Raw genomic sequence first — 13,139 nt, 5'->3', positions numbered from 1 at the left:
GCTGGCTACGTCCCGTCGCCGGCGCCTGATTTCGAGGCTGTCCGCCGCCTCCGGTCCGCCCGTGGCCGTCATCGCCCGCGGGCGATCGCACCGGTCGCCGCGCGGCGCTGGCGGCGTCATCCTCACGTCCCACAGTCCAGGGGAGGAACCCACATGGCTGAAATGATCATCAGCAAGACGAAGACGAAGGAAGCCGTCAAGGAGTGCAACGTGTCCGGCGAATTCTACGACGCCCTGGACGCCAAGGTGCGCGAGTTGATCGTGGCCGCCGAGAAGCGCGCCCTCGAGAACGGTCGCAAGACCGTTCGCCCCTGCGACCTGTAGTCGCGGGCGGAGCCGGTCGCGCTGCGGCGCGGGCCAGCGATCCGACTGAAGATTGAGGCGAGACATCGCTGCGAACGGGGGCCTGCAAGGGTCCCCGTTCCGCTTTGGGGGACACCCGTGCCCGGGCTGTCACTTCCAGGCGACGGTGCGGCCGCGCGACGCCGCACTGGTTCGGCAGTCCGATCGCCGGGCCGTCGCCGTGGAGATGGCACCGGGCAGCGGCGTTACCGCTGCCGATGCTGCTTCCGGTTCCGATGCGCGACATGGTCGGCGTGCTCCATGCGGACGCTGTCCGCAGCAGCAGGGAGGCGGCATGCCGGTACGGGTCAGGACGGGCGCGCTGGCGGGCATCGCGGGATTGCCGGTCAGCGTCGAGGTGGTCATCAATCGCGGGTTGCCCGGCTACCATCTGGTGGGGCTGCCGGGAACCGAGGTGCGCGAGAGCCGGGAGCGCGTACTCTCGGCTCTGCGTCACGGCGGTGTACGCGTGCCTCCTGGTCGCATCACGGTGAATCTGGCGCCGGCGGGTGTGCGCAAGAGCGGGGCTTCGTTCGACCTGGCGATCGCGCTGGGCATTGCCGCCGCAGTCGAGGGCTGGTCGGTCGAAGGCGCGGTGGCAGCGCGCCTGCGGTGTGTCTTCCTGGGGGAACTCTGGCTGTTCGGCGAGGGGAGGCCCGTGCGCGGGCTGCTCCCGGTCCTGCTGGATGTGGCGGGACGCGGGCGGCGCACGGCCATCGTCCCGGCGATGCAGCTCCGGGAAGCGGAACTCGTGCCCGGTCTGCAGGTGGTGGCGGCGCGGGACCTGGCGGAAGTCCTGGACTGGTGTCGACGCGGCTGCGAGCCGGAACGTCCGGAGCCTTCCTGCCGGCAGGAACCTCGCGACGGTGCCGTAGCGCCGGTGTCCGGCAGCGTCGCCGCAGGTGAAGGGGGACAGGCCGTTGCGGCCGCCGTCGCGGCCTGCGCCGAACTGGCTCGCCTGACGGGGCAGGAGCTGGCACGCAAAGCCGCGGTGGTGGCTGCCACCGGGCGTCACAACCTGCTGCTGGTGGGGCCGCCGGGCGCCGGCAAGACGCGGTTGGCGCGCCTGCTTGCCGACCTGCAGCCACCCCTGGAACCCGCAGAGGCGCTGACGGTGACCCGTATCCACAGCGCCGCCGGGCTGCTTGCCATGTCGGCCCTGGCGGGCCGCCGGCCATGCCGCGGCGCCCACCATACGGTCACCCAGGCCGGGCTGCTGGGCGGCGGGCCGGGCCTGCGCCCGGGTGAAGTGACGCTGGCCCACGGCGGCCTGCTGTTTCTCGACGAACTGGCGGAATTCCAACCCGCCGTTCTCGATGTGCTGCGCCAGCCGCTGCAGGAAGGCCATGTCACGGTGTCGCGTGGCACCGGCCACCGACGCTTCCCGGCAGCGTTCCAGCTGGTGGCAGCCAGCAATCCCTGCCGCTGCGGTTACCACGGCAGCAGCGTGCGGACCTGCCGTTGCCCGCCGCGTGAACGGACACGCTACCTGGGCCGGCTCTCGGGACCACTGCTCGATCGCATCGACATCTTCGCGGAGATGTCGGTGTGGCGCGGGTCCTTCAGCGCACCGGCGCCTGTGCCTGTCGGAGCCGGATGGCGTGAAATGCCCACCTGGGAAGTCATGACCGAAGCACGCAGGCGCCTTGTGGCCTGGTCGCGCGAGGCAGGTGCGCCTCAGGCCTGCGGGGAACGGCGACTTCATGGACGAGGCGCGCCGGGCGCTCGGGCTGTCACTTCGCGCCGTGGTCCGCTGCCAGGCCGTGGCGGCCACGGTGGCTGCCCTCGACGCGGCGGTCGTCGTGGAGGAATCGCACCTGCGGGAGGCGCTCGAGTTCAGGCGGGAATTGCTGATCGACCCGGCGGGATGACGCCGACGACGGTCTTCGCGTCAAAAGAGAGCGGGCGACCCAAGGGCCGCCCGCTGCCTCGATCCGTGGGAGCGCGCCGGCGCGCGGCGATCTAGAACGAGCCCTGGAATCCCAGCGACCAGACCAGATAGCTGATGTCCTCGGACGCGAAGGAGGTGATCTGGCGCTCGTCGAAGGCGCCACCTTCCAGCACCGGGTATTCCACGAGCGGCACCAGCGTGGTGCCCTCGTCGGTCTCGGAAGTACTCCGCGGGCTTGAACTCGATCGAGTTCATGTGGTACGTGGCCTCGAGGCGGATGCTGACGTTGCGCTCGGCCAGCAGACGCAGGCCACCGCCGAACGCGATGTCGTTCGAACCGGCGGCGCCCGCCGTGAAGTCGGAGTTCATGTCGTACCAGATCTTGCCAACCTGGCCCGTCAGGTACGGATGCCAGCGACCGCCGCCGTCGCCCGAGAAATTGAAGGGATAGATCAGCGCGTCCACGCCGGTCTGCAGCGTGATGAGCGAACGTGCCTCGGCATCGAAGTCGCCCAGCGGGGGATCTTCGTCGGGCACGGCGCCTGCTTCGTTCTTCCGCACGCGGCGATTCTCGATCGTCGACGAGTACTCCGAAATCGACAGGCCGGCGAAGCCCTCGAGCGTCAGCCAGGGCTTCAGGTTGTAGCCCAACCGAATGACCGGATTGAACGCAGTCTGGCCCTTGATCTTGACATCGCGCCCCAGTACGTCGACTCGGTCGTGTACTTGTAGATCATCTGCTCATGCTCAAGCAGCGTACTGGAAAGATTCATGAAACCGAGGGACATGCTCAGCTCAACTGTGCCGGGGCGGATACCGGGCACCCAGACCTCCTGCTCCTCGTCCTCGACATCGAGGTCCTGGGCAGCGTTGGCCGATTCGTGCTGCAGCTTGAAAGTCTTGAGCGGGCGCGCCGTCGGCGCAGCCTCGGGGACAGGTGTCGGCGCCTGTGCGTCGGCAGCCGGCGCCAGCGTGGCGCCGAGGGCCAGGATGCAAAGGGCCATCAGAATACTCTTCACCGACATGCAGGCTCCTGTGCGGGTCGTTGCCCGGGGACCGGCGGGGCAGGCAATCATGACGCCGCATCAATTTCAGGTGCGGGGCCGAAGGTGTCAACCCCTAACGGCCCGGGATTGTCCGCCGGGCGGGTTGTCCTTATACTGCACACGTTCCCTCCCCGAGGAAAGTGCAGCGACCATGCAGGCCGATCCCGCTCCCCAGATTCCTTCGTCTTTCGGGGTCCGCGGCCTCCCCGCGTACCCCTGGGCGCGCCTCCTGGCGACCGTGGTCGCGCTGGCCTGGCTGGCGTTCGTTATGCCGGCGGGCGCGGTGGTCACCTTCCGGGCCCGATCACGGCCGCCTTGTCGCAGCCGTGCCTGTCGGTGCTTGCGATTCGGATGCCCGGCGAGACGACCGATGACCTGGTGGTCGGCATGGCCGGCGGCAACCTGGCCCTGGCGCGCTTTTCCCCCGTCAGCAACGCGCTGGCGATCCGGCAGCTTCTGTTTCTCGGCGGCAGCCTGGTGCAGGTACTCCCCTGGGAGGGGCGTCCCCTGGCCGATCGCGGGATCGTTGTCGCCGCCCGCGACCCCGACTGTGTGTACTTCCTGAGGCTTGCCGACAGCTATCCCTATCTGCAACTCGAGCAGACCGTCGAGCTCGATGAGGACCCCGGCACGCTGGCCTGGTTCGGCAACATTGCCGGTGGCGAGGGTCAGCTTGCGGTCTCGCTGCCCGGAATGGACGCCATCGCCCAGCTGGCAGACGATGACGGCTGGCGGGTGCGGCGGACGATCACCGTGGGCGATGACCCGTATTCCCTGGCTGCAGCCGATCTCGATGGCGACGGCCGGCCGGAGGTGGTGGCGGCGCAGCGTGGCCTCCTGTCGGGCAATCTGGCGGTGCTGACCGCCGCCGTGGATGGTCAGGTCACGGTGCGCGTCGTCGAGGCTCCGGGATTGGCGGCCGGCTTCGTCTGTGCCTTGGACGGTGATGGCGACGGGATCGCCGAACTGGCGGTCGCCGATCGCCAGGCGCCGCGCCTGGGCCTGCTCCGGGTTGCCGGCGAGGGATTCGTGTCGGATGTAGAGATCAACCTGACCATGCCGGCACGTCAGCTGACGATGTGGACGCTGGCCGGCGGTCAGCCTGCCCTGTTGGCCAGCGACGTTGAGCGCGGCGCCGCCGAATTTGCCAGCCGCACGGCCGACGGCTGGGTCCGCCACGCGACCTATTATCCCGGCTGCCTCCCGGTGGCGCTGGCCGTGGGTGAGTTCAACGGGGACGGACAGCCCGATGTGACGGCGGCAGCCTCCGGCGGTTCGTACCTGGCCTGGATGATGGCCCGGCCCGGGCCCGAGCCCGGGTTCTGGGGCCTGCCTGCGTTGACCCTCAGTTCCCTGCCCGGCGACCAGACCCAGGGTGATTTCAACGGCGACGGCCGGATCGACGTCATGGTGGCTTCGGCGCTCGAGCCTCGCCTGAGCCTGTTCGCTGCCCTCGAAGACGGCGGCATGTCGACAGTCTCCACCGAGTACGAACTGGGCTTCACGCCGGGGAAGCTGGAGGCGATTGAACTCGACGGTGACGCGGTGTCCGAACTTGCGGTTCTCGATGTCATTGCCGGGCAGGTTGTGCTGTTCGACGCAGTGGCCGGCGGCGTTCTCGCGGAGACGCAGCGGATCGATGTCGGTTCCTATCCTGCGTTCCTGACGTCAGGCGACATCGATGCGGACGGTTCCGTCGATCTGCTCGCCCTGCCGTCGGACGGCGCGCGCGTGCAGTTGCTGTTCGGCGAGCCGGGCGGTGGATTCCAGCCGGCGGTGACGCTGACCTACGAGATCGCCACGACGCGCGCTGTTCTGTTCGACCTCAACGGCGACGGGCGCCTGGATGTCGCCGGCGTGGATGGCGCCAGTCGCCTGTGGTGGCGCGTCAATCTCGGCGGCCGCGATTTCGGTCCGGGACAATGGCTGCATGCCGGCAACGGCGCTTCGCTGATCGAGACGGGTGACCTCGACGGCGACCAGGATCATGACCTGGTCGTCGGTTGTCGCCTGGACGAGTCCCTGGTCTCTTACGAGAACAACGGCACGGGGGGACTGGTGCGGCGAACGGGCTCTCATGTCCTGGACGGTCGTCCGTCGGCCCTGCGTATCGCCGACCTCGACGAGGACGGCCGTGGCGATGTCGTGGTTGCGCTCGCCGACAGGGGTCGATTCGAAGTCTACCTGAGCATCGTGCCCTGGAACCACCTGTACTCCCTGTCGGTGCGGGCGACGCCGGAAGTGCAGGATTTCGTGATCATCGACGCCAACGCCGACGGCGCTTTCGACCTGCTGGCGCTCGACAGCGCCCTGCGAATGGGAATCACCCACCTGAACATCGACCCGAGCAGCGTGGCCCTCGAGCCGCGGGCCCTGGAAGCCGGCTGCTCCGCCGAGGGCGGACTATCGGTGCGGCTCGAGCCAGGCTTCGAGGGGCCCTGGCGCCTCGAGGCCAGGCTGTCCGGCGGGTGGCGGCTGCTCGCGGAAGCGGGAGGGGCGGCGGCGGGTCGGCTCGACCAGGAGGGCGGGGTCTGGCTGCTCTCGCTGACGGCCGGCGAACTGGAACAGTGGGGGCGGCCGTCGGCGCTGCGCCTGGTCATCGATCTCTGCGAAGGTCGTTCCGAGTCGAGGCTGGCGTCGCTCGACGGTGATTGCGCCGCAGGGGACCTCGCAGCCGGGACGGCCTGGCTGGCCGGGCCCTGGCCGAACCCCGGCAATCCTGTCATCCGCGCGAGCTTCCGGCTGGACAGGGACGGCTGGACGCGTGTGTCCGTTCATGACCTGTCGGGGCGACGCGTGGCGGTGCTGGCGGATGCCGTGCTGCCGGCCGGGGACCACGAGGTCGTGTGGGACGGCAGCGGTGTCGGCGGCGATGCCGCGGCGGGCACCTACCTGCTGAGCGTGGAGACGGCCGGCGGCCGCATGTCGCGCAAGCTGGCGCTGCTCAAATGAGGCGGCCGCCCGGCGCGTCGGGGTCGAGGTAGCGCACTTCCTCCTGCAGCGTGATGGCGAATCTCTCGCGCACCGCCTCCTTCATGCGTGCGGCGAGTCGCCGTACGTCGTCGCTGGTCGCCTGCCCGAGGTTGACGATGATGTTGGCGTGGCGCGGGAACACGGCTGCATCCCCTTCGCGCATCGACTTGGCCCCGACCTGCTCCAGCAGCGCACCGGCCGCCTGGCGACGGCCGCCGGGCTCGGACGGCTCCAGGTTCCGGAACCAGCTGCCGGCGCTCGGTTCGCGTACCGGGTGCTTGGCCTGCCGATCGGCCAGGTGATCCCGGCGTTCGGCGCTGGCCGCCGCCAGGTCGTCCCGCCGCAGCTCGAGGACGGCTTCGAGCACGAGGGCGCCGGCGTCGCGCAGGGCCGTGCCCCGGTAGCGGAATCCGCAGGCGCCGGGGGCCAGGGGCGCCACCTCGCCGTCCCTCGTGAGCACCGTCACCTGCCGAACGAACTCGCCGATCTCATGGCCATAGCAGCCGGCATTGCCGGCCAGGGCGCCGCCCAGGGTGCCCGGTATGCCCGAGGCGAATTCGAGCCCGGTCAGGCCTGACGCCAACGTGTGCGCGACCAGCGCGTCGAGGTCGAGACCGGCTGCCGCGGTGACCGTGGTGCCGTCCAGCGCGCACGAGCGGCCCTCGATGCGCAACAGGACGCCGCCGAAGCCCCGGTCGTCGGCAAGCACGTTGCTGCCCCCGCCGAGCACGAACCAGGGCAGGCCGGATGCCGCTGCCGCGGACTGGAACCCGAGCGCCTGTTCCGGGGTATGCACCGGGCAGACCAGTGCCGCCGGTCCCCCCACCCGCAGGGTCGTCAGCTCGCGCAGGGGCACACCCTGCCGGACGCTTGCGCGCAAGTCGGGCGGCAGCAGTTTCAGGAAGCGGTCCTCGACACTCATGGCCAGCCTTTCGCGGCCGGGAACGGCCCCGGTTGCGCGCCCACGATCAGGCAGGGGGCGCGGCACGTCAACCCGTGTTGGCAATGCCGCCTGCTTGCCGTAACATTTCGCCTTCCGCGGGCGGACAGGCCGTCCCGCCGGGCTCAGGGAGCTTTTTCGGTGACTTCGACGGCAGCGCCGCGCAGCATGGATGCCTTCTCCGGGCGCGGGTCCGGCGAGCGGCGCGTCCTGTTGGCTGCCTTCATCGCCTCGCTGGTTCTGCACCTGGCGGGCGTTCTCGTCCTGAAGCGGGTGCCGGTCGACCTGAGCAGCCCGCGCCGGGAACCGGCCGAATCGTCGGTGGAGATCGCGCTCGAGCCTGACAAGCCCGCCGCCGAGGCGGTAACGGAGGCCGAGACCGAGGCCGAGCGCCAGGAACGGGAGCGCGAGCGCATCTTCACCTCGATCCCCGAACGCCTGGCCAGCGACACGCCGCCCGAAGACGACCCGAGCCAGCCCCAGTACCTGGCCATGTACCATTCGCTGGCGGCCAACCCGACGCTGGGGGCCGACGCGCTGCAACCGTCGGCGCCACGCGCGGCCGAATCGCCGCAGGTGGCCCTGCAGCGCGAAGACCTCGAGAATGCCGCCGGCGTGAACCTGGCCGCGCAGGCCGCCGAACAGCCGGAGCGGCCGCGCGAGCAGATGACGCCCGCGGAAGCTGCCGAGGCGGCGCGGCGCGAACGGGCAGAGCGGGCCCAGGAACTCAAGCGCAGCCAGTCGCTCGCCGCCGACGAACGCGGGGCGCTGCCGGTGCCGCGTGACGAGGAAACCCAGGCGGCGCCTGCCCGCGAAGAGCGGCCCGAGGCCGCTGCGACGCCGATGCAGGATTGGTGGGGGACAACGGCGCCGTCGGTGCTTCGCCGGGCCGATCGCGGGGCGCCGGGGGACCGGGGCATCGACTACGACCAGGACGCCAGCGGGCCGCAGACCAGCGGCGTGGCGCGTGTGGGCGATTTCAGCCTCAACACCTGGGAATGGAACTACGCGCCCTGGATGCAGGCGTTCGGCAACACGCTGATGCGCAACTGGGTGGTGCCCGAGGGGCGCAAGCTGGGCCTGATCTGGGGAAAGACCGTCATGCGGGTGATCGTCGAGAAGAACGGGCAGGTGAGCCTGGCGGAGATCGTCGAGACGGACGGGCACTCGTCGCTGCACAATGCGTCGCGCGCGGCCCTGTTGTCGTCGTCGCCGTTCGCCCCGCTGCCTTCGCACTTCCCGTTGGCTCACCTTGAGATAAGGTTGACCATGTCTTATCCTGAGCCGCCGCGCTGATGCCGGCGTGCGGCGCGGCCCCGACCGCGCCGTCCCGAAAGGTTGCTATGGACATGTGGCAATGGATCGTGGCCGGGCGCACGATGATGATCCCGATCGGACTGGCGTCGCTGCTGGGCCTGGCGGTCATCATCGAACGGCTGGTCGTGCTCAGGCGCGGGCGCATCATCGTGCCCGAGATCGCGGCTGCCGTCGATACGCTCGACAGCGGGCGTGACCTGTCGGTGGCCTATGCGCTGTGCCAGGGAAGCCCGGGTCCGTTCGCCAACATCGTGAAGGCCGGGCTCGACCACGCCGACAACGACTGGACCGTGATCCGCGATGTCCTGCAGGAAGCGGGCCGTCGCGAAGCCACGCTGCTGACGAGGCGCCTGGGCGTGCTGGAGACGGTCGCGGCCGTTTCGCCGCTGCTCGGCCTGCTCGGAACGGTGCTGGGCATGATCCGCATCTTTGCCGCCGTCTCGAACGCCGGCATCGGCGACCCGGAAGCGCTGTCGGGCGGCATCAGCGAAGCCATGGTCACGACGGCGGCCGGGCTGTTCATCGGCATTCCGGCCCTGGTCGCCTACAACTGGCTCAACGCGCGGGCCGACCGGCTGATCTTCGAACTGGAGACGTACGCGTCGCGGCTGCTCGATTCACTGCGGCGGCGGCGCGAAGCGGCCGGCAGCGCGGCGGGCCGGGCGTGAACTTCCGTGAGCGGAAGCGGGGGCGCAGCCTCGTGCTGAACGTGACGTCGCTCATCGACGTCATGTTCCTGATGCTGATCTTCCTGCTGGTCACCTCGAGCTTCCGGTCTCAACCGGCGGTCACCGTGGTGCTGCCGCGGTCGGCGACGGCCGAGGAGGCCGTCGATACGCCATCCATCCTGTACCTGACCGTGGACGGCAGGGTATTCCTGAACGAGCGACTCGTGACCGAGGCGGAACTGCCGCCGCTGCTGACGCAGTTGAAGGCGGATACGGGCGAGGACCGCATGGTCCTGCGCGCCGACGCCGGCGCCCAGCACGGCAGCGTCGTCCGCCTGATCGACACCATTAAACAGAGCGGGTTCACCCGCATCAGTCTCTCGGCCCGCGCTGCGGGAGCCGAATGACGGGGCAGGAGGCCACGTGCAGGCAAACAGATCCGTGAAACGGCCCGCGACCGGCGTGTTGCTGCTGGCCGCTACCCTGGCGGCATGGCTGGGGGGCTGCACGAGCGACGTGCCGAACCAGGTCGGCGCCGGGCTGGTCGACGACTCGCTCGATGACGTCCTCATCGAGCTGCCGGTGCAGGTGACCGACTACGGCTCCGTGCAGGTGGAGGATGCCGCCATTCCGGTCCACCGCCAGCAGGTGCTCTACCTGGGCACGCGGAACGGGACGAGTTCGCGCATCCTTGCGAACTACGATTTTTCCGGAATCTTCACTGCCGACCATCCCGACACGATGTTCACGGCAGCGAAGATCAAGTCGGTGAAGCTGAGCTTGACGAAGCTGTCGCACTATGCGGGACAGCGCATCGAGATCAGTGACGCCGGCGATACGACGCGCACCGAGCGGGTTCTCTACTATCGGGTCCAGCAGCTCGAAGCGCCGTTCGACAGCACGGCGTACGTCGGCTATCCGGGCGTGATCCCTTCCTACAACGGTACCGTGCTCAACGAGGATGCCCTTGAGTCGAAGCCCGACACCGAGCCGCTGCTGCGCCTGTCGGAGACCGACTTCCTGGCCTGGCTGGCGGGCGAAGGCACGGTCGGCCTGGTGATCTCGCTCGGCGACGGCTCGGACGAGGACCTTCTCGGCTGCGCCTCGCGGGAGTTGCTGCGGTACGGCGAACTGGATGACGTCACCGTGGGCACGGTCGTGGCACCCAACCTGGTCGTCGAGTTCGAGGACATCTCGATCGTCAACTTCCTGTTGCCGCCGGTGGCCGACACCTCGACGTTCCATGAGGTGGCGGCCGTGCCTGCCGATGCGGCCGACGGTTTCGTCCTGCGCACCGGACTTCGCTCCTACCCGGCCTTCGATTTCGATTTCTCGACGCTGCCGGAAGACGTGCTTATCAATCGCGCCGTCCTGAAGCTGACCAACAACCGCAGCCTTTCCTTCGGCAACAGCGAGGCGATCGTCGTTTCCGAGATCGATTCGCTGAAGCTGGCTGCAGCTCCGGTGACGATGACGCCGGCCGAACTGGACGAGGCCACCTATGTCATCACCGGGCAGACGAGCCTGGAGCCCACCAGCCGGGTGCGTCACCTGTCGTTCGACGTGACTACGCTCGTGCAGCGCCTGGCCAACGACGTCTACACGAACCCGCGGGGGCTGGTGCTGACCGCCGGCGAGGACATTTTCCCGACCTACGACCTGACCACGGTGGATCCGGACTTCTACTTCACCGAGTTCCACTTCTTCGGGACGGCCGCTGCCGACAGCCTGCGACCGCGTCTCGAGATCACCTATAGTCGCCGCGATGAACGGCTGGGAGGCTCGCGATGAAGCGGACATCCACCTGGTTCGCGGTGACGCTGGCGGCAGTTTCCCTGCTGGCGATCGCGGCGACCGCGCAGACGCCGTTCGCGTTGCAAAGCGTGGGGCAGCGCCTGGCCGAGGGCGACGCGCGCATGCTCGGTCGCGGAGGCTGGGGCCTGACCGTGGCCGACAGCCTTCATCCCGGCTACAAGAACCTGGCCTCGACGGCGTGGGTCCGGCAGATGGGCCTGAGCCTGACCGGTTACGGCGAGACGGGCGGCCACGAATCGCCGGCCGGCACCCGGCGCACGTTCCGCACCTTCGTGCCGGATGTGCGCGTCGTGATGCCCGTGAAGAAGGGTGAGCTGGCGTTCACCGCGGGCTTCAAGATCGAACGCGGCACGAGCTGGCACACGCGCGTTGATTCGACGTTCTACGCCTGGGACGGATTCGGAGGCTCCGGAACGCTGGCGGACACGCTGACCGGCAACGTGCAGTTCGAGCGCGAGGGCTCGGTCTTCAAGGTGCCGCTGGGCGTGTCCTGGCGTGCCACGCCGATGCTGGCCGGCGCCGTCTCGCTCAACCTTGAGCGCGGCTCAATGCGCGAGACGATGGCCGACTACTTCAACACGCCGCTGTCGTCCGCCGGCGTGCCGACGTACCGATCGGTGATCGCCGTGGCGGAGGACCAGTTCACGGGCACCTCGCTCACGTTGGGGGCGTTGCTGACTCCGAAGGCCGACCTGCGACTGGGCGTGACCTGGACCGGCGAGCACACGGTTTCGGCAACCCGCAAGACCGAGGTCGGCGGCGTGGCCGAGCGCATCACGAACGAGTTCGAGATCACGCGGCCGGCCGAGCTGGCGGTGGGCGTGTCGGCCGGGCTGGGCGGGCGCTGGGAAGCGGGCGCCGACCTGCGCCGCCAGGACTGGACCCGGATGGTGGCGCCGGCCAATTGGCTGGCCCAGCCGGACTGGCAGGACGAACTGGTCGAGGAAGTGGAGTTCGGGTTCGGCCTGGAGCGCCGGCGGGCCAACGAGCGGCACGGCGGGTGGGCCAACCTCCCCGTGCGCGTGGGGGCAAGCTGGCATCGCTGGCCCTACCGTGTGGGCGGCCAGGAAGTCACCGAGCGCTCACTGAGCGTGGGCACGGGGTTCCCGCTGCGAGGCGACGGCGGCAACCTGGACGTGGCCCTGACCTACGGGCTGATCGGCGACAAAGGCGAGAACGGGCTGAGCTCCAGTTACCTTCGGCTCGCTGTTTCCGTGACGGGCCTCGAGGCCTGGTGGTAGACTGGGATCGGGCTGCCGGGTTGCCGGGTGCTTGATCCGGTGCCTGCCCTGCGGGACCCGGCCTGCTTGAGATGTTGTGACCTGCGACAGGAGAGCGTGAATGATGCGGCGGATGACCACGATGCGGATGGCGACGAGGATCCTGGCTCTGGCGCTGCTGGCCGGCAGCCTGGCGACGGCCACCGGTTGCAAGGACGGCAAGGAAGCGGGGCAGTCCAAGGACAAGGCGCCGGCCACCCCTCTGGAGCGCTTCGCCATGCGGATTACGAAGCTCGAAGGCACGGCGCTGGACGATACGCTGCGGCACCTGGCGGCGGGCGGGCCGCCGGAAGCGGCCTACGCCAGTTACCTGCTCGGTAACCGGTTCTACGTTGCGGCCGGGGACAGCGCCGTGGCCCGCGGCTGGAAGGATCCGGTCGTGGCTGCGCTGCTCGACAGCGCCGAGGGCCGGTTCATGGCCTCGATCGCCGCCGACAGCACGCTGCTGGAGCCGATGGTGAACCTGGGCTCGCTGTGGGACGACCGCGCGGAACAGACCGCGAACCAGGTCGAACGCGCCGAGCAGGTGGTGAAGGCCGAGTCGTACTACCGACTCGCGTTGCGCGTCGACCCGACGGACGAGAAGGCGCGCTGCAACCTGGGTTCGCTGTTCCTGCGCCAGCGCAAGCACTCGCAGGCGCTCGCCGAGTTCAACCAGGTCCTGGCCGCAAATCCCCAGAGTGCGCTGGCGCACTACAACCTGGCGATCATGTTCGCCGAGGCGAAAATCTACCGCGAGGCCATCACCGAGTGGGAACTTGCCGTGAAGTACGACCCGGAGGGCGACATCGGCGCGCGATCGGCGGAGAACATCAGGATCGTCACCGACCTGATGAACGCGCCCGAGCCGACGCTGGGACATTGAGC

At 69.3% G+C, this 13,139-nt stretch carries 12 protein-coding genes; 9 read left to right on the top strand and 3 right to left on the bottom strand.

Going from position 1 to position 13,139, the window contains the following annotated elements; all coding sequences use genetic code 11:
• The first annotated feature begins 153 nt into the window (after positions 1-153).
• Entirely contained in the window at positions 154-324 is a 171-nt protein-coding gene (locus IPG61_03285; GenBank protein ID MBK6733106.1) for a DUF1931 domain-containing protein, read from the top strand.
• Positions 325-637: 313 nt separating this feature from the next.
• Positions 638-2,308 (top strand): ATP-binding protein, encoded by a 1,671-nt coding sequence (locus IPG61_03280; GenBank protein ID MBK6733105.1) that lies wholly within the window; start codon positions 638-640, stop codon positions 2,306-2,308.
• On the opposite strand, the gene IPG61_03275 is transcribed toward IPG61_03280, so the two are convergent.
• Both IPG61_03275 and IPG61_03270 read right to left on the bottom strand, forming a co-directional pair.
• The gene (locus IPG61_03275; GenBank protein MBK6733104.1) at positions 2,234-2,884 is read right to left on the bottom strand and encodes a hypothetical protein; all 651 of its coding nucleotides are present in this window, start codon (positions 2,882-2,884) and stop codon (positions 2,234-2,236) included. The two genes, IPG61_03280 and IPG61_03275, sit on opposite strands and share 75 nt — an antisense overlap.
• On the bottom strand, positions 2,869-3,237 hold the full coding sequence (locus tag IPG61_03270) for a hypothetical protein (GenBank protein MBK6733103.1): 369 nt from the start codon (positions 3,235-3,237) through the stop codon (positions 2,869-2,871). The genes IPG61_03275 and IPG61_03270 overlap by 16 nt, the downstream gene beginning before the upstream one ends.
• A gap of 393 nt (positions 3,238-3,630) precedes the next feature.
• Here IPG61_03270 and IPG61_03265 point away from each other — a divergent pair, with 393 nt between their 5' ends.
• Complete coding sequence (locus IPG61_03265; GenBank protein MBK6733102.1) at positions 3,631-6,231, top strand: VCBS repeat-containing protein; 2,601 nt, start codon at positions 3,631-3,633, stop codon at positions 6,229-6,231.
• On the opposite strand, the gene murB is transcribed toward IPG61_03265, so the two are convergent.
• A complete protein-coding gene (murB, locus tag IPG61_03260) occupies positions 6,224-7,174 on the bottom strand; it encodes a UDP-N-acetylmuramate dehydrogenase (protein MBK6733101.1) in 951 nt (316 codons plus the stop codon). The genes IPG61_03265 and murB overlap by 8 nt on opposite strands.
• Positions 7,175-7,333: 159 nt before the next feature.
• Here murB and IPG61_03255 point away from each other — a divergent pair, with 159 nt between their 5' ends.
• The 6 genes from IPG61_03255 (at position 7,334) to IPG61_03230 (ending at position 13,137) form a co-directional block, all read left to right on the top strand.
• The gene (locus tag IPG61_03255; GenBank protein ID MBK6733100.1) at positions 7,334-8,488 is read left to right on the top strand and encodes a hypothetical protein; all 1,155 of its coding nucleotides are present in this window, start codon (positions 7,334-7,336) and stop codon (positions 8,486-8,488) included.
• A gap of 47 nt (positions 8,489-8,535) precedes the next feature.
• Positions 8,536-9,177, top strand: coding sequence for a MotA/TolQ/ExbB proton channel family protein (locus IPG61_03250; GenBank protein ID MBK6733099.1), 642 nt, complete (start codon positions 8,536-8,538; stop codon positions 9,175-9,177).
• A complete protein-coding gene (locus IPG61_03245; protein MBK6733098.1) occupies positions 9,174-9,584 on the top strand; it encodes a biopolymer transporter ExbD in 411 nt (136 codons plus the stop codon). Before IPG61_03250 ends, IPG61_03245 begins: the two co-directional genes overlap by 4 nt.
• A 34-nt stretch (positions 9,585-9,618) precedes the next feature.
• Entirely contained in the window at positions 9,619-10,968 is a 1,350-nt protein-coding gene (locus tag IPG61_03240) for a hypothetical protein (GenBank protein MBK6733097.1), read from the top strand.
• Positions 10,965-12,233, top strand: coding sequence for a hypothetical protein (locus tag IPG61_03235; protein MBK6733096.1), 1,269 nt, complete (start codon positions 10,965-10,967; stop codon positions 12,231-12,233). Before IPG61_03240 ends, IPG61_03235 begins: the two co-directional genes overlap by 4 nt.
• Before the next feature lie 100 nt (positions 12,234-12,333).
• On the top strand, positions 12,334-13,137 hold the full coding sequence (locus IPG61_03230) for a tetratricopeptide repeat protein (GenBank protein ID MBK6733095.1): 804 nt from the start codon (positions 12,334-12,336) through the stop codon (positions 13,135-13,137).
• Positions 13,138-13,139 lie beyond the last annotated feature (2 nt).

The sequence above is a fragment of the bacterium genome (genome assembly GCA_016703265.1).
GTDB lineage: Bacteria > Krumholzibacteriota > Krumholzibacteriia > LZORAL124-64-63 > LZORAL124-64-63 > CAINDZ01.
Note: the sequence above shows the minus strand (reverse complement) of the source record. Positions and strands in the feature narration are given on the sequence as shown.